General features: G+C 36.8%; 16 protein-coding genes and 4 pseudogenes. All 20 read left to right on the forward strand.

What is annotated here, in order from left to right; all coding sequences use genetic code 11:
* The first annotated feature begins 142 nt into the window (after window positions 1–142).
* Window positions 143–1,027, forward strand: coding sequence for a DUF4850 domain-containing protein (locus JCM16418_RS16575; protein WP_036651129.1), 885 nt, complete (start codon window positions 143–145; stop codon window positions 1,025–1,027).
* Between the two features lie 176 nt (window positions 1,028–1,203).
* Window positions 1,204–1,926, forward strand: coding sequence for a hypothetical protein (locus tag JCM16418_RS16580; protein ID WP_036651130.1), 723 nt, complete (start codon window positions 1,204–1,206; stop codon window positions 1,924–1,926).
* A gap of 78 nt (window positions 1,927–2,004) precedes the next feature.
* A pseudogene (locus tag JCM16418_RS16585) lies at window positions 2,005–2,408 on the forward strand (GntR family transcriptional regulator).
* A gap of 6 nt (window positions 2,409–2,414) precedes the next feature.
* A pseudogene (locus JCM16418_RS27085) lies at window positions 2,415–3,328 on the forward strand (ABC transporter ATP-binding protein).
* A gap of 2 nt (window positions 3,329–3,330) precedes the next feature.
* Entirely contained in the window at window positions 3,331–4,233 is a 903-nt protein-coding gene (locus JCM16418_RS16595; protein ID WP_036651132.1) for an ABC transporter ATP-binding protein, read from the forward strand.
* A pseudogene (locus JCM16418_RS16600) lies at window positions 4,226–5,523 on the forward strand (ABC transporter permease). Before JCM16418_RS16595 ends, JCM16418_RS16600 begins: the two are co-directional and overlap by 8 nt.
* A gap of 251 nt (window positions 5,524–5,774) precedes the next feature.
* Complete coding sequence (locus tag JCM16418_RS16605) at window positions 5,775–6,524, forward strand: TnsA endonuclease N-terminal domain-containing protein (RefSeq protein ID WP_036651134.1); 750 nt, start codon at window positions 5,775–5,777, stop codon at window positions 6,522–6,524.
* Window positions 6,514–8,604, forward strand: coding sequence for a TnsB C-terminal domain-containing protein (locus tag JCM16418_RS16610; protein ID WP_036651135.1), 2,091 nt, complete (start codon window positions 6,514–6,516; stop codon window positions 8,602–8,604). The genes JCM16418_RS16605 and JCM16418_RS16610 overlap by 11 nt, the downstream gene beginning before the upstream one ends.
* Window positions 8,601–9,491, forward strand: a complete 891-nt coding sequence (locus tag JCM16418_RS16615; RefSeq protein ID WP_036651137.1) for a TniB family NTP-binding protein — start codon at window positions 8,601–8,603, stop codon at window positions 9,489–9,491. Before JCM16418_RS16610 ends, JCM16418_RS16615 begins: the two co-directional genes overlap by 4 nt.
* A gap of 27 nt (window positions 9,492–9,518) precedes the next feature.
* Window positions 9,519–10,547: a TniQ family protein gene (locus JCM16418_RS16620; RefSeq protein ID WP_036651139.1), complete on the forward strand. Its 1,029-nt coding sequence runs from the start codon at window positions 9,519–9,521 to the stop codon at window positions 10,545–10,547.
* A gap of 50 nt (window positions 10,548–10,597) precedes the next feature.
* Entirely contained in the window at window positions 10,598–11,479 is an 882-nt protein-coding gene (locus JCM16418_RS16625) for a hypothetical protein (protein ID WP_036651140.1), read from the forward strand.
* Window positions 11,480–11,576: 97 nt separating this feature from the next.
* A complete protein-coding gene (locus tag JCM16418_RS16630; protein WP_158442442.1) occupies window positions 11,577–13,325 on the forward strand; it encodes a TniQ family protein in 1,749 nt (582 codons plus the stop codon).
* Window positions 13,326–13,867: 542 nt separating this feature from the next.
* Entirely contained in the window at window positions 13,868–15,076 is a 1,209-nt protein-coding gene (gene avs1a, locus JCM16418_RS16635) for an AVAST type 1 anti-phage system MBL fold metallo-hydrolase Avs1a (RefSeq protein ID WP_036651143.1), read from the forward strand.
* A 17-nt stretch (window positions 15,077–15,093) separates the two neighbouring features.
* The gene (locus tag JCM16418_RS16640; RefSeq protein WP_052020434.1) at window positions 15,094–16,185 is read left to right on the forward strand and encodes a trypsin-like serine peptidase; all 1,092 of its coding nucleotides are present in this window, start codon (window positions 15,094–15,096) and stop codon (window positions 16,183–16,185) included.
* Window positions 16,163–16,636, forward strand: coding sequence for an ABC-three component system middle component 2 (locus tag JCM16418_RS16645; RefSeq protein ID WP_036651145.1), 474 nt, complete (start codon window positions 16,163–16,165; stop codon window positions 16,634–16,636). Before JCM16418_RS16640 ends, JCM16418_RS16645 begins: the two co-directional genes overlap by 23 nt.
* 30 nt (window positions 16,637–16,666) lie before the next feature.
* On the forward strand, window positions 16,667–18,568 hold the full coding sequence (locus JCM16418_RS16650; protein WP_036651174.1) for an AAA family ATPase: 1,902 nt from the start codon (window positions 16,667–16,669) through the stop codon (window positions 18,566–18,568).
* Between the two features lie 478 nt (window positions 18,569–19,046).
* Window positions 19,047–19,582, forward strand: a pseudogene (locus tag JCM16418_RS26940) (TIGR02391 family protein).
* A gap of 67 nt (window positions 19,583–19,649) precedes the next feature.
* Window positions 19,650–20,102, forward strand: coding sequence for a hypothetical protein (locus tag JCM16418_RS16660; protein WP_148298838.1), 453 nt, complete (start codon window positions 19,650–19,652; stop codon window positions 20,100–20,102).
* 446 nt (window positions 20,103–20,548) lie between these two features.
* On the forward strand, window positions 20,549–20,956 hold the full coding sequence (locus tag JCM16418_RS16665; RefSeq protein WP_148298839.1) for a hypothetical protein: 408 nt from the start codon (window positions 20,549–20,551) through the stop codon (window positions 20,954–20,956).
* A 21-nt stretch (window positions 20,957–20,977) separates the two neighbouring features.
* Window positions 20,978–23,682 (forward strand): OmpL47-type beta-barrel domain-containing protein (locus JCM16418_RS16670; RefSeq protein WP_148298840.1); only part of this gene is annotated, 2,705 nt, incomplete at its 3' end.

Raw genomic sequence — 23,682 nt, forward strand, 5'->3', positions numbered from 1 at the left:
GGGATGCTAGTTTTATTGTTCATAAGCCAAAATATTTGGGTAATGAATACCATAACTATAGATATGACAGATAACTATTGGGGTACTTCTTACGTTTATAATTGTATACATCATACGAAGGTCTGAGGGGATTATGAGAACCATGACGAAGGGAATATTCAACAGAAGAAATAAAGTGTGGTCAAAGCTGCTTATCATCATTGTTGCAGTTATGGTGTTGTTGTTTACGACATCGATGACTAGCCCTGCCGTAAATTCCTCAAAACTAAATAAGACCAGTAATAAGCAGCAGACGGTTGTATCACCCTCCCCTAATACACAGGTACCTCAAATTGATAATGTTGTAAATGCAGAGCAACATGTGTATGAAACGGTGCAATGTGGCGTAATGAAATATCGTGCTTTGAAGAAAGAAGTTGATCAAATCCCCTTATACTGCATATCAGGCAAATATGCGGTTGGTGACGGCCCCTTATCTTCAAGGCTCAATACCACATCGCCAATCATTGAGCATCTAGATATTCCGATACGTCTAAAGCCGCAGTTGGCAGCATACTGGTTGAGTGATACGTCACTCAACGGTGGCCACTTAGTCGTGGCTCCTAAAGGATGGAAAGCAGAGGAAGCGGACACGGGAGCAAACGGATCAGTAAGCATAAAGATGGTTGATCCAGTTCATCCAGATCGCCAGTGGGTATATCAGGATGTGGGTGGATGTCAAGGATGTGCAATATCTATGATTGGCTCCTATTTTCCTAAGCTAGAAGCATGGGCGGATCAGCAGGGATTTTCAGGAGAGCACGTGAAATTCAATAGTCAATCCCAACGGAATAAACACGATATAACGTATACATTAAGCCATAAGAATCAGAGCTATAACACCTTCGGAGCAGCCTATCAGAACTATGATGAAGAAGGAGCTGTATTTACCAAACTTGAGGTGAGTATGCCTAGGGAACAAAGTGAATTAGTTCAAACGATGATGGATTCATTCTTTCGTAATCCTTCTTATAGTAATTGGAAATAGCGTGGTTGCCTGATGAGGCACCATGCTTTTTTTTGTGGAGAGAAAATAAGAAATGTTGTTGACAACATATGGAAACACTCTATATACTGTGTATAAAGATATATACAGTAAGCACACTGTTATAATATTATACACACTGGGCAGAGCGAGATAGACATGAGGGAGGATGGAGCGAATTGAGTAATTTAAAACAAGCTTGGTGGATTACGCAGAAGGATATAAAGAACGAGAAGAGATACTTCTTTTGGACTTTTATATTTGCAGGTTATATGGCTTTTACGATAAGTATTATGATTATGGGTCAATCGAATGCCGATGTAAGATTCTTAAATCCAATTACTGATTTTATGATGCTCATGATCATGACTTTTTTAGGGTTCTACTTCTCAAGAAGATCCTTCAAGTATCTATCAGAAGATTCGTATACGCAGATGTTAATCTACTTCAGAACATTACCCATTTCCCCGCAAATCGTGATGACGTATCGATTATTACAGACGTTTCTAGCGCTGGCTATCAATAGTATCGTTTTCTTCGGTCTATTGTACGTGGTCTCCCCATCGATCCAAGAGCAATTAGCAGGCATGGGATATGTTGCGTTTATCCTAACCTGGCTAGGGTATGCGATGATCACAAATGCAATTTATATTTATGCAGAATTCTTAAATCGTGGAAAGAAATATTTCTGGATATCCAGTGCGTTTGTTCCACTGATGATTGTAATTGCCTTGATCATTAATCTATGTGGAGGAAATTTGTTCAATTTAACAGTTGAAATGTCTCATCAAATGGGAATTCTTTCTCCACTGATGTGGGGAATGTTGTTGATCGGAGTCATTAGTCTATATATAAGTTCTATAGTAACTTTGCGTAAACTGCAAACTAGAGATTTAGTGTAACGATAAAGATGAAAAGTAAAGTGGTTGTTCATATAAAAATAATACGGTATGACTGTGTCAGGAAATGAGGTGCGAAGGGTGTGGATACCGATTCAACTCAATGAGAATAGCGCTGAACCGCTATACTATCAGATCGAATCCCAGCTAAGATCGCTTATTATTAGCGAACAAATTGAAGAAGGAACCTTTTGCCATCGATTCGGGAGTTGGCGGGTGAACTTAAATGCAGCATTATAACGGTGCGCCGCGTATATCAGGATTTGGAGAGTGAAGGGTTACTGCGTACCAGACAGGGTACAGGGACTTTCGTTGCGAAGGTGGACAGTTCGCAGCGTGAACATTTTAAACGTGAGGCAGTTGAAGAGGCATTAAATACGGCCGTAGATGTGGGATTATCCGTAAAATGTGATGAAGTAGAGCTGAAAGAGTTATTTTTAAGCATATTGAAGCGTAAATATCATGCCGAAGAGGGGAAAGGATGATCAGCCGTGGAGCAAGCTATTATTGAATTGGTTGGCGTAAGTAAAAAACGGCGGAGTAAGACGATCGGTCCTATTCATTTACATATTCCAAAGGGGTATATTATCGGACTCGTGGGTGAGAATGGATCGGGCAAGAGCACGCTGATTAATCTGCTGCTACAAACGCTTATACCGATGAGGGCTATATTACTTGGTTCGGACAATCGTATAGTAAGGGGATTCCGGTACAGATTAGGCAGGAAATTGGCTTTGTACCGGAGAAATCGAATAAAGAAGAGGATAATCAAACGGCTGAAGAGGCAGCTAGATTTCGTGCGAGTTGGTATTCAAAGTGGGATCAGAATTATTTTGAGAGTCTATTAACTAGATTTCATGTACCCGCGAATACGAAGCTGAAGAAGATGTCCAAGGGCGAACGGCGGAAGTTTGAGATTTCAGTTGCACTTGCACCGCGTCCGAAATTGCTACTATTGGATGAACCTTCATCAGGGCTGGACCCTTTTGCATGGAAAATGATGATTGATGAACTAAGAGATTATGTTAAAGATGATGACACCACAATTCTGCTCTCCACACATATCGTTGACGAGGTGCGGCGGTTAGCTGATTACGTCATATTGATGCATCACGGTGAGATGAAGGGCATGGTTGAAAAAGATAGCCTGCTGGATAATTGGAAAGAGATTTGGATGAGTGGAACTATCGAATTAGCAGAGGGTCTACCTGGTATCGTAAAAAGCCAGCAGGAACCGAATAACGTAGTTCGGATGACAACGACAGAATGCCATCTTGTGGAGAAAATGCTGCATGAAGCCGGCATGACGTTACTCAAGACTCGTAGTTTAGAGCTGGATGAAATTATGAGCCTGTGGCTCGAAGGACATATGCCTGCCAAAGTGCAGATGGGGAGAGGGGAATAATCATGGAACCGTTAAAGTTAGAGCATGTGTTTAAGCAATATGGTGAGAAGACGGCAGTCAATAAGGTATCACTCAAAGTGGGTGAAGGCGAAATTTATGGCTTGCTAGGTGCAAACGGTGCAGGGAAAACAACGACAATGCGCATGGTTCTGGGACTCATTTATCCGGATGGTGGAGATATTCTCTATCATGGTAAACCTTATCATAAGGAACTTACACAGCAAATGGGTTATCTACCTGAAGAAAGAGGACTGTATCCTAAAGTTAAAATCAGTGATCAGATTATTTATCTAGCACGTCTACGAGGAATGTCATATCAAGATGCTGACAAAAGTTTGCGATATTGGCTCGATCGTTTTGAAGTACCGGAATATTACAATAAGCGGATTGAGGAACTTTCTAAAGGTAATCAGCAGAAAATGGGCTTTATCGCAGCGATTGTGCACAAACCTCAAATTTTGATTTTGGATGAGGCATTTAGTGGTCTGGATCCTGTTAATGTGGAACTTCTCAAGGCTACGGTGAAGGAGCTTCGTGATGAGGGGACGAGTATCCTATTCTCCACCCACCGAATGGAGCATGTCGAGGAGCTATGTCGGGAAATTGCCATCCTTCATCGAGGCAATACCATCGTTCAGGGGAAGATCAAAGAGATTAAAAACCGCTATCCACGAGAAGAGGTCATTCTGTATACCTCAGGGCAAATCAATGGATTGGAGTCCATTCCTGGAGTGAGCAGTGTAGAGAATGTTGAACAAGGATATCATATCCGCATGGATACGCCAGAAGCGGCACAGAAGATTTTACATCATGCGATGGCACAAGGAACAGTAGAACGTTTCGAAATTAAGGAGCCGACGCTTAACCAAATCTTTATCCAAGAGGTGGGTGAATCACATGAATAATCTAGGGACGATTATTGGATTTACGTATAAGAATAAAGTAAAAACGAAATCATTCTTGTTTACGACACTTATTCTAGCTTTACTATTAACAGTCGGAATGAATATTCCTATTTAATTGATGTATTCACGGGAGATAAAGCAGACAAGGCGCAGCAAATCGGACTATTGTACGGAAGTCAGCCTGAAATTGCTGCTGAACTGACTGAATATGCCGCCAAATCAGGCTTGAAGGATTATACTTTTGTGAAATATGAGGGGACAGATGAGGCACAACCTAAGAAAGATATACAGGATGACAAAATTAAAGGGTATCTTCGTTTCGAGGGAAGCAATGCAGGAGGAGTGGGATTCCCCAAAGTCGTATTTACAGGGAATGAGGATGGGATGAGCCAAGGGCTCAATACCTATCTACAAAGTGCTCTGCAGAATGTGAAGACGATAATCGTTACAAAGAACTCGTTGTCTAGTGAGCAAATTGCCGCGCTGAACGCGCCGATCCAAATGGATACGTTAAAAATAACAAGTGAAGGTAAATCGGAAGCAGGTGGAACGACAGAGAAGGAAAAAATGCAGAAGGCGATGAGTTATGTTGTTGTCTACTTCCTCCTGTTTCTATTCTTCTCCTCCAATATGATGACAGGCAACATGATTGCGGCTGAGGTTACTTCGGAGAAAAGCTCACGTATCATGGAGATTCTCATCACAAGCGTCTCACCGCTCAAACAGATGTTTGGCAAAATCATTGGGATGTTCTTAGTTGGTATAACGCAGATTGCGGTGTTTGGCATCGTTATTCTTGGAAACTTATTAATGCCACAAAATATTGATAAGCTTAATGAATATCAGCTATCACTATCAGATATTGATACGTCCTTATTAATGTACGGGTTCCTATTCTACATCTTGGGATATTTCTTATACGCGGTATTATTCGCTGCGGTCGGTTCCCTTGTCAGTCGTACAGAGGATTTAGGTCAGGCGATTATGCCCGTCACCATGTTGTCGCTGGCAACCTTCTACATCGGAATATTCAGTATGAATACGCCGAATAGCATGTTAATCAAAGTTACTAGTTTTATTCCTTTCACGGCGCCTACCGCGATGCTTGTGCGTATTGGAATGAATGCTATTCCAGTTTGGCAAATCTTCTTGTCACTTATCATCCTAATTCTCTCCATAGGCGTCTTTGGATGGTTAGCAACGAAGATTTATCGCACGGGTGTGCTGATGTATGGTAAACGTCCATCGATTAAAGAGATACGTAAGGCTATGAAGGCTTATAAGATCTAAGGAATGTTAAATAAAGGAGATGTGGGTAACGTTTATAATTGAGACAGATCACGGTTATAAATGAGATTAATAATGTTATATGTTTGAGACAAATCTGAGGACCTTGATGACCATATACTTTGGTCTATCAAGGTTTTTTGCTATTATTCAATATATCTCCATGTTTATTGTGCCGAGAATTTGAACATACATGATAACATGAAACTTGGTACTTTATTTGGGTAATAAATGATATTTGGCGGAGGGATCGAATGGGGTATAACTGGTCAAAGATGGATTGGAAGCAAGAAGATTACCTCTATGCTCCAAAGCGGAAGGTGAATAACCGGAATAGTCACCAGCATCCACACATCATCGGGAGTTTCTACAGTCACAAAATGGAGCGTCACGTGGAATATGAATCCTTAGGGGAACGACTCTTCTATTACTACTTGGAGTTGGATCAGTCAGTGGTAAGATATTACGTACAACCCGTTGAGATACCTATACATAATATTGAAGAAAATGAATGGTATCATATTCCGGATACCTTAGTATTTCGTAAGAACACGATTCCATTTCTTTACCAAGTAAAGCATGAACCCGAAGAAGAAAAGGATGAACGATTGGAAAAAATCAATAGTTTCTGCGAGCGATATGCGCGAGACCAAGATTGGGAATATCTTGTGATTTACCCTAAAATGATGCCGTCCATTCTCGCGCGCAATATTCGATTCCTTAAAAACTTCCTTAAGGAGCGCACTTATTATTCGAAATGGAGTGAGAAGGTCATATATCGATTAGTTTGTTTGGAGAGCAGCACGGTACATAATCTAGCGGACTGTTTTAGTGACGAATACCACTCCTTACTAATCAAACCGTTGATTTACCATTTAATTACAAGGGGGATCTTTCAAACCGATGTAAACCAAATTATCGGCTCCAATAGTCCCATCACAGTTAACCAACTCATGAATCCACTTTTTCCTGAAGAGAAGAAGGTGCTAATGGATGTCTATTAATCAACTTAAGCTATACTCGGAATTTTTTTTGTATGGAAAGAAACATAAGATTATATCCATTGAGCCACCGTATGTACGAATTAAACGTCCAGATGGTGAAGATATTAAAATGAAATTTACTGAAATCGTGTCTCATTCTACATTCCAACCCGATACATCGATGAAGGTTACCAAAAAAGAGCCTGCGCCATACGATGTCCTGGCCAAACTCTCTGAATCCAAAAGAGAAGAAGTTAGTGAACGGTTTGAGGTTATCCACCCTCTGATCCTACTGGAAGAAATCAAAAGTCAGAACTTGAGATCTATTCAAAAGTTTATGGACCAATATAAGTATCTATTAAAGGAAGGGGAAGAAGTTACTTCAATTCAACAAGAAGTCCTTATTAATCGCATTAACGAAATGCGCATTGTCCAGAAAAAGAAAAGAGTATCCCGGTCAACCATCATGCGCTATATAAAGGCATACCGTGATCAAGAGAATGAACAAAATTATCGTGGGATAGAAGGTCTCATTTCCAGGAAAGGGCGAGGATATACTGGACGTAAAGATACTAAAAGTCTGGAAGTCTGTCATCCTCAAAAACCCGAAATCGTATTGGACATTCTCCATGTTCGTATACACGATGAATTGATCCCCATAGTAAAGTCGATCATTGAAAATGACTATCTAACAAAATACAACATTTCAAAAGCTACAGTATGGAGATCAGTTAAACGTGAATGTGCATATAAACAGCTTAAAGAAGTCAGCTATAGTACGATCTCAGACATCATTGATCGAATTGATAAGAAAGCCAGGGAACGTTTCCGTAACTTGAAGCAGGCTAAAGCAATATATGATGATGTTGCACGCGGATATGCAGATCGAGATGCTCTACATCCACTAGATATTATTCAGATTGATCATACGCGATTGGACATGCAGATTATTGATGATCAAACAGGCCTAACCATCGATCGGCCTTGGATTACGCTGGGAATCGATGTGTTTAGCCGAATGCCATGGTGTTTGTATATCTCGTTTGAAGCCCCAAGTGCGAATGTCGTTCGTAAGGCTATACAACATGGGGTTTTCTTCAAGAATACCAAGAGTCTTTATGGGACTGAATCAGAATGGGAAGCCTTTGGAATTCCCAATGTCATCTACGTGGATAACGGGATGGACTTTAAGAGCTCCGACATTAAACGTCTTGTAAATGAAAGCCTAAAGTCCGAAATCATGCATCGTCCGGTTAGAATTCCTAAGTATGGGGCAGTAATCGAACGGCTATTCCGAACGGTAAATGACGAATTAATTCATAATATTCTAGGTACGACGAAGAGTAAGTTCGCTGATTTGGGTGAAATAAAGCCTGAAGAAGAAGCTTGTCTTACACTGAATCAAATTCGGAAAATCCTCACGATTTATATGACGGATATGTATCCTATTCGCGATCATAGAGGATTACCAGTCTATAGCAAGACTCCCATGAATCGTTATCATGATGGGTGTAACGAAGCTGGATTCCCGGAGTGGATTGAACCATCTGAAGAGGAACGGTATAAAATAGAGTTTATGCTGACCCTTAGGAAGCCTTATACGAGAGATGGAGTACGCTGGGGAAATCGCATTTATAAGTCTGAAGAATGCAATGATATCATTGGGCAGAAGGAAACGAAATACGTTGTTAAATATGATCCAGACGATATCTCGCATATCTTTTTGAAGCATCCGAAAAAAGAACGATTTATTGAGCTACTTGCCGTCTCTCCGGCGTATGAACAATTGATTGGAGTCAATTCATATACGTATTCAAGAGTCTTAAAGATATGGAGCGAGGAAGGGGAGCGTAAAAAGAAAAGTATCCCCGGAAATGAACAATATGCCCGGGCAGCGAGAAAGATTCAAGACGAGATCAATAACAGTTATTTTAAAAAGAAGAACACACGGAAGACAGTTGCTCGAATGACAGAGGCAGGTCAAAGTGTGACAGTTACTTTCAATGGCCAGCAACAAAAAAGTGTCGTAAATAGATCAAAGGAAGAAGAACTGTTTCTGGTAGCTAAATTAGCTGAAGAGAAAAGGAATGAAAAACAATGAGCCGGACAGAGGCTAAGCAATTTGCAAATCGTATAGCAGATTTGTTCATCCAACATGAAGAAGTGAAACGGATTTGGGATCGTTTTGATTCTCTTCGCGTTCATTTGAAGGCAGGAAACCAGGAACATGATCCTAATCATTTAATGCTGACCGGTATTTCAGGTGTCGGAAAGACACAACTGGCAACTCACTATAAAAGGCGAAATCCCGTTTACACATATGTTGATAGGGACGAAACGGAAATTGATATTGCTCCAGTATTATATATAAAGCTACCTTATCCTTTTACTGCTCTGGAGTTTTACAAAAAAATATTAGTAGGTTTAGGAACAAAAATTCTTCGCTCAGATATGAGAGTTGGATATGCTAAAGATCAGGCTCTATATTTACTTAGAAAACAAAAAACAGAATTGATCATCTTCGATGAATTGAATTTTCTAACCCGTACTAAACGGTTTGACGATCAAGATGGAATGGAAATGTTTAAGGATTTATCAAATGAAGGAGTTTCTCTGGTTTGTATGGGGACTCCCAAGGTTGAATATCTCCTGGATATGGAAGATGAGTACTTCCGACGCTTTAAGCTTGAAAGAATTAATTCATTCGAAGAATGTGATGAACGTTTCTGCAAATTGCTGAAAGACATTGAAACTGCAATTCAGCCTCCTAGATCATTACATCTTGGAAAATTGGAATCAGGATTGCCTCAATTGTTACATGAATATTGTCAAGGAAGAATTGGTTACTTACACGCTATATTAATAGAAGCATACCGGTTACTAGGAGTATTTGACGATGATTTTCGCGATATTCACAATGCGCATTTGACCGTTACCAAACTTCGTGAAGCTAAAGAAAGCTTTTTCGGACAAACATTAAAAACCTAAATTACGATGACAGCAGGGAAGTGCAGAGTGGACAAACATCGATTGACGGTAAGGCCTACTCCTAAATCTGGGGAGAGCCTTACCTCTTTTTTATTTCGGACGGGAATATCAAATGGTTGCGATAAGATGGATATTTGGAGAGACATTCATACTGGATCTGTTCACATGCTAAGATCAAATTTATACTACCGACTAGATTATGACTTTTGCTTAATTGATCCTAAGAGATTGTCTAGGCTATTAGATATTACCTTAGATTCCATTGCACAGCTTTCCTATTTCACAGTATGTTCCAAATTTTTTAATAATCCATATCAAGAATATGATCGTGCTATGGTCATGATCCAAAAGGCTCTTGATAAGAAGTCACGTAAGTTTTGTCCCTCCTGTATCAAACAGGAGGATGTATATAAACTTATTTGGCAGTTGAAAGAAATAGATAACTGCTTCATTCATAATATCAAGTTGGAGTCAAATGTGAAGTTGGTTGATATTCCTGTGGTTGTAGCTGATACGAATGACTTGAGCCAGCAAAAAAAGACTTATCACCGATGGCTATTTCTTCTTGAATCAGACCAAATGCTCACAAAGAGATATGGAAAGCTGAGTATGGAGAGGTCATTGGCATTAAAATTACTATTCGTTGCTCAAAATCAGGCAACCGATTATATTAGAAAAGACATAGTTGGTTTTTCTAAAAATCTTGTGAAAAGTCTAGTTGCATTTGTTAGAGGCAACTCCGTGGTTAAAAAAGTAACCCAATCGTTATTATTTGAAGTGTTGGATTATGCCAACATGAATATAGAACAATTTTCCAAAATTGACGTTCCGAAATCATATTTGAATAGCATATTAACAGTGAAAGAAAAGAAGGTAAGTCCATCGAGGGCTTGCATGACGCCTTGGTGTTGCAATAGTGAACATCAAAGAATGATTTTAGTAAATGAAAGAGTTGAGCCCAGAAAAAAGGGGATTCGTTATCCCTATTATTTTGTCTGTGAAGGCTGCTTTATGAGATATGCCTATCAACCGCAACCAACCAATGGCAGGAAATAGACGGGAAAATAGATTTAATTTCTTCGGTAAAGAATCTCGCAGAAAATGGATTGACAAGAACAGAGATTTCTCGCGAACTTAAAATCAACTACTTTCGAATTAGTGAAATATTTGGGTATCTTGCTTACCATCGATTGATGCCGGATTCAATTGGTAGCCAATACACATTTTCTAACGTACCGGAGAACCTTGTCTCCTTATTTGAAGAACTACAATATGAACTTCATACTTACCCCGAAACCAAATATAAAAAAACGAGAGAGCGATATGGTTGGAACTTGAAAATGTTTAGTTATTATTATGCTCATTCTGAAGTGCAACTGTATTTTATTCATAAGTCTTCGGATTTGAAAAAACCACTGAAGAGGCATCGTGACCTTTCTATTCGGGCTGAACGGATCATTAATGATTTAACATTAGCTGAGATGCCAGTATCACTCTCTAAGGTAGCGGTAGCTCTTGACTGTTCCGAGAAAACCATACATTCGTATGATATAACAACCGCTATTCAAAAGGCCAAGGATAAACAATTAACTAGAAGGCGACATAACGAAGAGAAAGAACTTCGTAAAATATTTGATAATCTTATTACTGACCATGGCGATAAAAATCCGATTTTGATGAGAACGGTTTATGACAGTCTAGGTAGGCACAGAGACTATATCGTAGAAAAATATCCTGGACTAATCAATTACATGACTGCTTCGGTTAAGGAAGTCAATGAAAAGGATAAAAGCTACAAGCTGCAGCTACTCATAAATCGAATAAGGGAGGCTATACAGCAACTTATTAAATCACAAAGAAATTTATCTGTTGCAGCTGTGGCAAGATATTTAGGGATTCAGTATATCCATGCTAAGGGGTATAAAATCGTAAAGGAAAAGATAGAACAAGAAATTGAAAACTATTTATTCGCTCATAATAACAGTTAAACTATTATGAGCAGGTATGCCTTTTTTCTAAGGGGAAATAATGATAGTAGCCCTTAGTAAAGGATGTGAAAGTATGTTTTCAGTTCGTATAAAACCGATGAGTGACGAATCTCTTATTAGCTTTATGACTCGATTTGCAACTGAAAATGGAACTAAGATGCTTTCTATTTGGCACGATATTAGTAGAAATAAATTGATCAATCCTCAGAAGGCCGATGCTCATTTGCTTGAACGTACACCTGAGGCATTTATCATTCTGGAAGATTTCGCGGAGGAAACCGAAGTGTCGAAGGGTCAGCTAATTGCTATGACGTATTATCATGTCTTAGAGAAGTTTTGCTACCCTAGTGAAATTCCGTGTTCTCGTATCCTGAGAGGAATGATGCGTGATAACTTGCATTTCTGTCCTCTTTGTATTGAGGAGAAAGCATATATCAGACGTCAATGGAAAATAGATGGGGTCTCATGTTGTGTGAAACATCAAATTTCTCTATCTCAAGGCTGTAGTCAATGTGGAAACGTCATTAAAATAATGGATATTGATAATATTGAGATTTGCCCTTATTGCTACTTTAAATTAAAAGACACTCCTCCATTTATAGAAAAATTGGATGTTGAGGAGTTAGAGAAGCACCAACTCGTAGAGACTATATGGAGTCAGTTACAATACTGTAGTGGAAATTATAGAAGCCCATCAGAGGTTGCCACTATGTTATTGTACTTGTTAAACGAGGAGCATTCTATTTTTAATAGAAATATCGTCCAACGTAATGCTAGTGTTCTAAAGATTCATTTGCCGTATTTACTGCAACTTGCAAGAAACGCTCTTCTTAGGAAGAGAGCCTTACACATTAGAACCTTGTTAAATGTAATGGTATTCTGCAACATCGATTATGAATATTTTGAAAAATTAGAAGTGCCTGAAATTTTCCGGGATTCATTACGCACTTTAAAACATGATATTTTTGAAAATATCAGATGCATTGCTCCGTGGTGTACTTACTTTCAAAGATCTGGATCTTTGGTGAAGACGGGGACTGTAGCAAAACGTCATTCAGACGGTTCACTGCTTCGCAAATATGTTGCATGTACAGCTTGTGGAAGTAGGTTTGCTTTTAATGCAAAAGGAAATATGGTTGAACTAGAGGGGTTCTTGAAAGGTTATTACGATTTGCAACACATGATAAAGGAAAATGGCAGTATGACATTACTAGGTCTTCGAAGGCCGGTTGATTTTAATAGAGATCGTTGGTGGGGCATTATTGCTTATTTTTGTACAAGACCTGTTTTTGGCGAGGCTGAAAAGCTTGATGAGGACCTATTATTGGCATTTGTTCAATCTGTTGAAAAAAATGGGAACATGAATAACATTCACAAATGGAAGTGTTGGGATTCCTATCGTCACTTTCTTCTATATCGATATCATTCAGAAGTAATGAATGCCCAAGTTTATTCGCAGCGAAAACTTCCCATGCGGCATAGTCTTGAAACTTGCGAAGAAATGATGAAGGCTCTATGTCAGGAAATGTTAGAAAATGATCAGGATATTTCTATAGAGCGAATATCGCTCTTACTCAAAGTCACATCAAATACTATTCGTACTTGGGGGTTTCACCATTATATTAAAGAAAGGAAGAATGAACAGGGCAGGAAGCGCTTAGAAGCAAGGAAGAAACTGTTGATCGATAGGGTGGATGAGTTCTTTGTGCAGAACGAGAATCATCGTGTCTTGTCTAAAGATATCTATAGCTATATTGGTATAAGGCAAAGCTACTTAAATTCGATAGCACCAGAACTAAACCAATACATTAGCGAGAAAAGGTTGCAATACCTTTCGATTCTATAATATCATTTTGATCCATGGAGCTCGCTGACAATTGCTAAATTAAATGCTGTATATTTGCTGAACAATAATGTTTTAAAATTTATACGAAAAATTCCTTTTGCATTATTACGAACGATGTAAGACTGCCGAAGATAATCTTTTCAAATTAAAAAATATAGGCAGGGCCATCCAATGCCCTTCTTCTTAGTGATTGGAACCTATCATTGTCAACAGCCCATACATACTCAAGAGGACAGCGCCGGTTTGGCAGCTGTCCTCTTGAGTATGTATGCTACTCTTCGGGAAGCGTACCAGCGCCCGTAGTCTACTACGCTTTAAATGCTGTCAATTTGGAATCATAAGACCACTGCAATTCAATTCGTTGAGTCTACTTTATTTTCTTTAGACATTTGATGGAGTGGTAGACAGTTTAACACAAAAGTATTGTATTTGAAGCGTTTCGGCAAGGTTCGACAGCATTCGCTATATCTACAAGGTAAAATAAAGTAGGACAAATAGGCTATATAATATTACATCTCATTTATAAATAGAGAGGAAGAGCAATGTTGGCTTCAAGCATACAAGTAGAAGTCTTTCCAGCCTCTGAAGGGGATTCCTTTTTGATTTCAATTGATAAGAGCCATATCCTTATTGATGCTGGTGTTTATGATACATACCATAATTTTATTAAGCAGCGGCTTACTGTTTTAGCGCAAAATTCAGGTAAGCTTGATTTAATGGTTGTTACACACGTTGATCAAGATCATATCCAAGGAGCTATTGAATTGATATCGGAGAATGGCATAAGTGGTTCGCCATTGATAATTCCAATTGAACAAGTTTGGCACAATAGTTATAGACATTTGCAGTTCTCAAAGGCGAAACATATCGGAGAATCCGAAATTGAAATTTTAAGAGATATTATCTCTAACGGAAAAAAGCACACTGAGCAAAGAACAAATGAATCTGAGGATATAAGCGCTAAACAGGGGTCGACACTGGCTGGTTTACTTTTGTCTCGCGGCTATTCATGGAACAAATCTTTTCAAGGTAAAGCAGTAAATTCTGATAAATCCGAGCCCATCTCATTCTCCAATTTTACAGTTACCTTGCTATCGCCAAACACGAAAAAACTTGAGAAATTGGCAGAGAAATGGGAGAAGGAATTGTTGAAAAAGAAATATAATTTTGTGTTCTCTGCAGAAGAAATATTTGATGATGCATTTGAATTTGGTTTATTAACGGATAGTAATGAGGGGGGAGAGGATCTTCAAAAACCAATTTCAAAAGTTAGTATTCAATTTAAGGATCTTCTTTCAGTGGATGAAACGACAGACAAGTCTGCCACAAATGGTTCATCTATCGCATTTATTTTAGAGGCTGGAAATAAAAAGATGCTTTTCCTGGGGGATGCACATCCAGATATAGTTTTTGAGCAATTAGATAACATGGAAAAAGATCATAATGGTCGTATTGTTTTTGATTTAGTAAAAATATCACATCATGGGAGTTCCAATAATACAAATACTAGAATATTAGAACTTATTGATTGTTCAAAATATGTTATCTCTACAGATGGTAGCAAACATGGTCATCCTGATCTTAGTACGCTAGCGAAGATCATACAAGAATCAAAGGGAGAAAAAATTGAAATTTATTGCAATTACCGTACCGCCAATTCACAATTTATTGAAGAACTTGTTGAAAGTCTAAGTTACAAATGCACCATTGTTTATCCAGATGATAGTAGTGTGCTTAGAATTGAAGTTTAAAGGGGGATGGGAATTGGATGTGGCATAATCAAAGAGACGTGATGTCATCTGTTTGTAGACTCACTTGTGGGTTAGATGATGATTTAGACAAAGGAACTGCTTTCTTAATTTCATCAAATAGTGTCCTCACTGCAACGCATAATATTAAGCGTCATTTGCAGAACAATTCTGTTGATATTACATTGGAATTTCTAAATATAGGAAAGGAACGTGAAGTTCGAAAGGCTTTACCAATTTCAATTAATGTTGAGAGTTCGGTTGTAATCCTTGAATTTGATTCACCTATTAATCAGAGTTATTTGCGGTTTTCTGACTTTGAGGTTGATTCAGGTGACGATTTCGAAACTTTTGGATATCCCACTGTAAAATGGTCAGCAGGCCAATGGGTGCAAAATAAAATATCAAGAGTAATGGGGGATGCGGTCTTCAATCCGTTTGATTGGAATATTGATTTAAGTCACCAAACACAAATTGCAGACTTCTCAGGTCTGTCAGGTGCGCCGTTATTGGTGGATGGTAAATTGGTTGGAGTGTTATTAACAGAAGCAATGGAAAAAGGGAAGGCCATCTCGCTTGGTGCCATCGGGATTTCAAATTTTGTTAATGTGTTAAATGAAAAGGAAATCGAAATTTATGAGTATGTGGACCCCTATTTGTATGAGCTAGATGAAGATCAGTACAAAGATTTTGTCTTTGTAGAAAAGCTTGAAGCAGCGCTGATAGTTCAACACGAGCTTTGTCAAACAGAATTCTTTCATGCAGAGATATTGAGCAATGCTGTGAAGAGTAAAGCGGTAAAAAGTGAAATGAAGGAATTAGTTCGCCTCAGGAATGACGTACGTAGCTTTTGGCACAGTAAATATCTTGGATATCAGGATGAGAATAGTGGCGCCGCGCTCTTATCAAGTGTATATGACCAAATTGAAAAGTACGCGGAAACAACATTGTCCTCAAAAGTTATACCAACAAGTCTGTACGCAAAGAAGGGTATGTTACATCAATGGGCTGACGATTGTAAAATTGGCTGGGTGAAAAGTTATGAACGAAACTTAGTCCAATTTCGACTGGCCAAGGGAGGAACATCGAATGGATCGAACAATACAGATTAACTCTGAATTAATTTTGCATGTAAACCGAATTTTAATTCTACTATCTTACTTCGGAAATCAGAAATCGATTAAAACGTCATTAGATAAAATAATGTTGTTTGATTTCTATATGAAATACCCAAGTGTAATGATCGACGATGAAGATCTAGTTAATAACTTCAGCTATTATGATTATTATTCATATTATCATTGGAAACCAAATCGGGAAGAATATCATCTGTACTTAAGGTACTTAACTGCAAAACGATTGATTTCGCGAATTATTTCGGGCAATGAGTTTATCTATCAAATTACGCAAGATGGAACTGACATTATTGAAGGTCTGAACTCATCTTACTCAAAAAGTTTGAAATCAGTTGCCTTGCATATAAAGAAGCATGTATCGAAGCTAAGTGATACCAAAATCGAAAATGAAATAATTAAAAGAAGTCTCTCTCGAATAAATAGTTGAAAATGAAGGAGTGCACTCCAATTGGAGAAAATGTTTATCAATCGATTGACGTTGATAGGTCTGAAGAAAAATTATTCTGTAACATTCAAGAGAGGATTAAATTACATATCAGGACCTACATCTACGGGGAAATCAACAATAGCTGAACTTATTAATTACGCGTTAGGTTCTGAAAAACACAAAGACTATATTGAAGTTAGACAGAGTTGTACTGATGTAGAGCTGGAAATAGAAATTGGAAGTAAAATTTACAAGATAATTCGTCCTTTATTTGATTTTGATAGACCGGTAAAGCTTTTTCATTACAAGGAGGATGAGCAACAATTTAGTAAAGATTTTGATTTATTACCCGTAGAGTCTCCTGCCAACGAAAGTTCATTATCAAGATTTTTACTCAATGAGCTTGGTTTTTTTGACATCAAAGTAGTAAATCAAACATTTAGTTTTAGAGACATTTATAAGTTCTGTTACTTAAAACAAACGGAGATTGATAGTGAGGATCTCATGAAGGAAAAAAATTGGGGACCCAGCATAAAGCGGAAACCGACATTTGAAATACTGTTTAATATCTTTGATAGTTTGCTATCAGAATTAAAGGCCAAGATTAAAGAACAGACGGAGTTAATTGCAGATTTAGAAAAAAGAAAGCAAGGGGTTTCTGAATTCCTTAAAAATCTTAAATTGCTGGATTTAGATAATTATTTAGAAAAAAAAAAAGAATTTGAAAATCGAATTTCAGAAAAAAAAACTGCACTATATAAATTAAAATCAGATGCCAAACAGAATGATGTATTACCAGGTGGAGAACTTGAGGATTCAATTTTTGAAAGGCGCTCTGACATCGAGAAGTACTCAAAAGAGATTTCAGAACATACTCAATATGTTGAAAAATTATTTTTACTTAGAAATCAATACCAAAGTGAATTAGGGAAGATTGAATTTTTATTGGAAGGTTCTGTTTCTCTAAATCGTTATGATTTTGAAATATGTCCCTCCTGCTTAAATGAGCTGTACCCACATGAGACGGGATGTGAACTTTGTGGGAATAATCTTAGAAGTTTGTCGGAAGTAGAACAAAAGGTTTATAAAAGTGAATCTACTCGATTGAAGTTGCGATTTAAAAAGTTGTCTACATTTATAGACGAGCAGAATGAGCAGATCAGGAAATTACAACAAAAGAGAAACGAAGCGGAAATAAAATTACATGATGATGAAGACACACTAAATCACTTGAGAATGGAATATATAAGTCCCTACCTTGAAGAAATTGAAAAGTTGAATTTAGAACTCGGCGAGAGTAGAAATCAACTCAAGGATTTAGATCGAACATTAAAAGTTATTCAGGAGTTTAATGCTATGCTTGCTAAGCTTGATACGGAGAACTCTTTGTTAGAGAAGTTGAAAAAACGCGCAAAAGAAATTGAGGCAAATGATATAGACAAGGATACTATTGTTGATAGGGTCAGTGAAGTATATGAAGGTGTCCTTAAAGAGTTTGATTTTCCAAAGTTATCAAATGCATACATCGGTATTAAAGATTATTTGCCATATGTTAGAGGAAGAAAATATGATAATATTGGTAGTTTAGGTTCAGTCACTATGTTAACAATGGCATATTATTTAAGTGTTCTCATCGTTGGAATTGAAGACCAGAATAATCATCCTGGATTATTAATTATTGATACCCCACGAAAAAATCTTGGTGCAGACCCTAATCAAGATGAAGAGCAATTTAAGGATGAAATAATCTATAACTCTATTATTCGATATTTTATTCAGTTAGACCTCGACAAGGGGGATCAAATGCAGTTAATTATTATTAACAATGGATATCCTGAGTTTCTTTCCGAAAAACACGTAGTTGCTAAGTTTGATGGGAATGGATCGAAAGGCATACCATATGGACTTATAGATGATTTGAATGAAATATAGAATTGAAAAATTATAATCCGTTTAATGGAAGAGGTCAATTTGGTTGATCCCTGATATTAGCGTTCTTATCGCCAAGTTGGCCCAATGAACTGCGAAACTAATTTATTAGTGAGAATGGACGAAGGAAGTTTTCCTAGCTATAGAAGTATGACTGAAAGAAAAATTAAGGAAGAGTATCGAATTTATGAGTAGAGCTAAGAGCGGTTTCTTTCTCGTTAGATCAAAAATACAAAGTGAATATTTTCAGGAACGGGATAACGATAAGTACCGCGGCACATTTAGAGGGGGATGCCGGTGTTAAATTATAAATTAATAGCTATTAAAATTGGAGTGATATTAAAATCGAATGCAACGAAAAATGAAATTAATAGAGTTGGGCTTGTTTCTCATTCCAGAAACGCAGTTTCCCTCATGATTCTATTACCGCGGAAAGAGCACAATATTATATGATTGGATAATGGCTTTAGCTACAGTGAAAATGAACAATGAAGAATGGAATAAGCTATTAATTCGATTTTGCAAGGAGCTTGCTGATAGCAATAATGTCGACGCAGTGATAGAGACGTTAACGGAAAATGGGTTACCTTATAATTTACTCTATAAAGATGAGCTTGATTTGTTCTTAGGGAGGCAGTTTCATAGTGAAGTAAGTAAACATTGTAGGGTATTTTTGCAAGGTAATTATTTTCATGCTGTTTTTGAAGCAGCCAAAGCTTATGATTATTTCGTAAAAGGTAGTGCACGAAGTGATAAGGACGGCGTGGGGCTAATGATGGATGTGTTGAGTGTAAACAATGGCGTCTTAAAATAACTAAATGTGTGACTGAGACGGATAAAAACGTGCAGGAAGGAATAAAGTTTTTATCTTCAGGATTAATGCAAACTATAAGAAATCCTATTGCTCACGAACCAACTAATACTTGGCCAATTAGTAAGCAAGATTGCTTGGATATTCTGTGTTTTATTTCTTTTTTGTATAGGCAACTTGATAATGCTCAATATTTTAAAATGTAAGGAACTATACCCTTCATAGATCTTTCTGAGAGGTAAGCCATTGTACGTTCTTCACTCCCCTCATATTTTGGAAAATGGTATTATTTATTTAAAGAAACGTAGAAATTCTATGACAAAGGATACAATTAAAATTAAAAGAGCAGACCATGTATTTTCGATACGTTTTGGTTCTGCAATGTTTTTGGTTGTTCTCTGGAATAAAAGAATCTATTCTTCTGCTATAGATCAGTTTAATACATATTTCGAAAATAGGTATCCTTATAAGTTGCTTAAACCTGATGAATCCGAAATGACTTTAAATAGGGTTACGGATAGTTTGAATTGTTTCCAGCCTGGAATTATTCAAAGTAAGAAGGCTATGGTTGCAGCGGATGAAGAAATAAGAGAAGTGTTAGGTGGTATAAATACCTTTGAAACCCAAGATCAATGGGATCAAAATTGGTCAGAGGAAAAACAAAGGGAAGGAAGGTTGCTTATAGATAGATATATATTCCCGGATAATAAACGTATTCAGAAATAATTACAAATATTTAAATAAATGAGACTGAATTAGGCCCTGATTTGATCAATAATAATGATCTATCAGGGATTTTTAATGTAAATAAGTTATTTTAATTCCTTAAATTATAATAAACACAAAAAAAATATCAAAATACATAATTCGACAGCATTAGACATTGATTGGAGATTATAATCAATTAGAGTCATAATAAATTTGCGGAAGGGGGGGGGGATTTTGTCTAAATTTTATAAGACTTTATTACTATTGATAACCTCAGTGTTGGGAGTAGTTAGTTATTTTTGATCATTTCCATTATTTTTACGACAGGGGAGGGTATATTTACACAACACAATCCTAAACTTACGATGCTATCCATTTTATTGTTGATAATAATTGTTGTGAGCTACTGTGTACTAATAATTAGATTAAGTAAAAAAGAGGAGAATGTAAAATTTATATTTGTAATGATGGGTCTATACTTCTTTTTTTTATTCGGTACACCATATTTTCAGGAATACCAACTTAAAATCAGTAATTATTTGAAAACTCCTTCAATAGAAGCACAACAAAGTATTATTAATAGTGTTGGAATGAATCTTAAATCGAACGAAGTTCCTTACATAATTGATTCGGAATTAAGTATAGAAAGAACTCGTGAAGAGGTAATTAGAAATGTACTTATTATTAAAAAAGTAGTAGAGGGGAAAATCAAAAGGAGTGAAGTGGATACAATATTAAATTTAGTACCTAATATGGAGCTTAAGTTAGTCTTTTATAGCAAAATCAAAAATGATTTTGTGTCTATTACAATAGATGAAAAGAAAAATATAATAAACTGTGGTCCAGTTGACTATTGTATGCGTAATGAATAAAACATATTAAGGGGAATATTAATGAGAAATTTTTCTAGAGTGTTTTTGTGTATGTTGCTGATTCTATCAATTACACTAAATAATATAAGCTATGCAGACAGCACATCACAGAATACTATTAACTCGAAAAGTAGCATTGGAATCAGAAGTACCTCAGTTTGGGCAGAGCAATCTGTAGTTGAATTTGGAAAAGCGATTAAAGTTCACTATAGTTTTAATGATGAACCGCATCCTGTTACGATCGATATATATAAAGGTCAAACATGGATATGGAAATCTACAGAATGGTCAACAAATATGAGTAATACATATGAATATAAGGCATCTGATGAAGGAATGTATAAGTTTGTAATAACACCGTTGGACAACGCTTCAAATTACACTGGGGAATGTTCAGTTGAGGTATATAAAAATAGAGTAATACTTATACCTGGAATAATGGGTACTGAGTTGTTTGCTGGAAGTAATCAAGTGTGGCTTCCTAATATGACTCAAATTATCAGTGATATTGAAAAAATGGCTATGGATAAAGATGGAGTGACAATAAATCAGATTACTGCTAAATTACCTTTACCTAATTGGTATAAGACCCTTAATTCATCTCTAAGTGATAAATATCACGTAGTCGATTTCGGATATGACTGGAGACTCGGAGCCACACAGAATGCAAAATATTTAAAGGCTGTTGTTGACGAAGAGATAAGAAAGTCACCTAATAGTAAATTATATATAGTTGCTCACAGTATGGGAGGGGTAATTGCAACAGAGTATATCAACCAAGGAAATGGAAGTAAGGTTGATAAATTAATAACTTTGGGAACTCCATATTTAGGAGCACCGCAAGCAGCATATATATTTGAAACGGGAGAAGCGGCAGGTGTCTACTATAAAGATCTTGCCATTCATAAGGGTATTAAAAAAATTATGCCCAATATACTATCCGCATATGAATTACTTCCTAGTGTAAGTTATTTTAAGCTGAACAGTACCTCCTATTTAACGAAACAAAAATATCTTGGTCCCTCAATATCAAGATGGGATAAGTATGAAAACACTAAACTGAAAGATTATAATACAACAAAGGAATACCTTAAAAAGAGAGACTGGTTTAACGATGGATTGATGGATCGAGCGGAGGGATTTCAAAAAAATTTAAATATTATTGGAAATTTAAACTCCGTAGATTCTTATTATATTATAGGTGATCAAATTCCTACTATAGGCGGTCTAACAGTCAAAGATGATTCTTCAAACCATCCTATTGCAGATCTTATAAATATTCAGGGTGATGGAACTGTACCTTTAATTAGTGCTACTGTTGGTAATTCTTTAAGTTCTAATAAAACCTACTATATAAAAGAAAAACATGGCGATTTACCTGGAAATAAAAATGTCCAACAACAAGTAAAGAATATATTAGACGGAAATCCTAATCAACTTGCAAGTAATATTCGCAGAAACACACAAAAAACAAGTACGCTTAAAGTGAAGATTGAATCTCCGGTCGATTTGAATATTTATGATGGAGAAGGGAATCACTTGGGTTCTACTGGATCAGATAAATATGAAGAAAATATTCCCTTTGCGAGTTATTACACAGACGGAGAGACAAAAATTGCTCTGTTAAATGATGGAGATTACAAAGTTCGTTTAAAGGGAACAGGTTACGGTGACATGATTTATTCAATAATTTGGTCGGATGAAAACGACTTAGAAGAAAAGACAGTGAGATTTGATGAAATACCCGTAACTCCAAATTCTATTTTTACTTCTAGCACCAATAAAAGTGGACAAATTACATTACAAGTAGATGAAAACGGTGATGGAACTGTTGATTACACGATGCCTCCATCGGTTGAATTGGACTCAAGAGGAACCCAGGATGAAACTATACCAACAATTAGCTCATTTATTGAAGGTGTTAAAGGAGTAAATGATTGGTATGGCAAAGGGGTTTACTATAATTTAACGGGTAAAGATAGCGAATCAGGTGTTTATAGGACATTCTATGATCTTAATGACTCTGGTTTTAAAGAGTATAAGGGCCCTATACAGTTACCCAATACTGGAATATATAATTTCAAGTCATTTGTCAGAGATAAGAATAGAAATGATTCTGAAATATTAACAGAAACGGTTAAGGTTGACACAACTAATCCAACCCCACCAACAATGGATATTGTACCTCTAACATGGACAAATAAGTATGTCACGGTTACCTTACTTAATGGTACAGATGCAGATAGTGGATTTCAAAAATATCAATATAAAATCGGTCAAGGTGGAGAATGGAAGGACTATGCGACTCCTTTTGTTATTGACACGGAAGGTTTACATAATGTTTTTGGTAGGACTGTAGATAATGTATTCAATCTTAGTGATGAAGTCACGGGCGAGGCTAAAGTTGATAAAACAATACCTACAACACCAACTGGTTTCATTACACAACTAAGAAACTATGACAGAATTAAAATCTCTTGGCTACCTTCTACTGACAATGTTGGTGTAGTAGGCTATGACGTTTACCTTGATTCTAAATATGTTGATACTACCACATCAACAAACTACACTTTCATAGGACTTGCACCAGGAAAAACATATAAGTTTAAAATTCTAGCAAAAGACGAGGCGGGTAATTATTCAAAAGATGGGATATATTTTGATAAAATACCCTTAAGTTATCTTAGTACGAATGGAATGTCTTCTTTCAATATTAAAGAGGATAA

The organism is Paenibacillus pini JCM 16418 (assembly GCF_000576305.1).
Taxonomy (GTDB): domain Bacteria; phylum Bacillota; class Bacilli; order Paenibacillales; family Paenibacillaceae; genus Paenibacillus_AQ; species Paenibacillus_AQ pini.

What these genes read in the sequence shown, in the direction of transcription:
- JCM16418_RS16575 (WP_036651129.1), top strand. Translation starts at nt 143, where the DNA reads ATGACGAAGGGAATATTCAACAGAAGAAATAAAGTGTGGTCAAAGCTG.
- JCM16418_RS16650 (WP_036651174.1), top strand. Translation starts at nt 16,667, where the DNA reads ATGTTTATCAATCGATTGACGTTGATAGGTCTGAAGAAAAATTATTCT.
- JCM16418_RS16645 (WP_036651145.1), top strand. Translation starts at nt 16,163, where the DNA reads ATGGATCGAACAATACAGATTAACTCTGAATTAATTTTGCATGTAAAC.
- JCM16418_RS16605 (WP_036651134.1), top strand. Translation starts at nt 5,775, where the DNA reads ATGGGGTATAACTGGTCAAAGATGGATTGGAAGCAAGAAGATTACCTC.
- JCM16418_RS16630 (WP_158442442.1), top strand. Translation starts at nt 11,577, where the DNA reads ATGAGTGACGAATCTCTTATTAGCTTTATGACTCGATTTGCAACTGAA.
- JCM16418_RS16665 (WP_148298839.1), top strand. Translation starts at nt 20,549, where the DNA reads ATGATGGGTCTATACTTCTTTTTTTTATTCGGTACACCATATTTTCAG.
- JCM16418_RS16615 (WP_036651137.1), top strand. Translation starts at nt 8,601, where the DNA reads ATGAGCCGGACAGAGGCTAAGCAATTTGCAAATCGTATAGCAGATTTG.
- JCM16418_RS16595 (WP_036651132.1), top strand. Translation starts at nt 3,331, where the DNA reads ATGGAACCGTTAAAGTTAGAGCATGTGTTTAAGCAATATGGTGAGAAG.
- JCM16418_RS16610 (WP_036651135.1), top strand. Translation starts at nt 6,514, where the DNA reads ATGTCTATTAATCAACTTAAGCTATACTCGGAATTTTTTTTGTATGGA.
- avs1a (WP_036651143.1), top strand. Translation starts at nt 13,868, where the DNA reads ATGTTGGCTTCAAGCATACAAGTAGAAGTCTTTCCAGCCTCTGAAGGG.
- JCM16418_RS16640 (WP_052020434.1), top strand. Translation starts at nt 15,094, where the DNA reads ATGTGGCATAATCAAAGAGACGTGATGTCATCTGTTTGTAGACTCACT.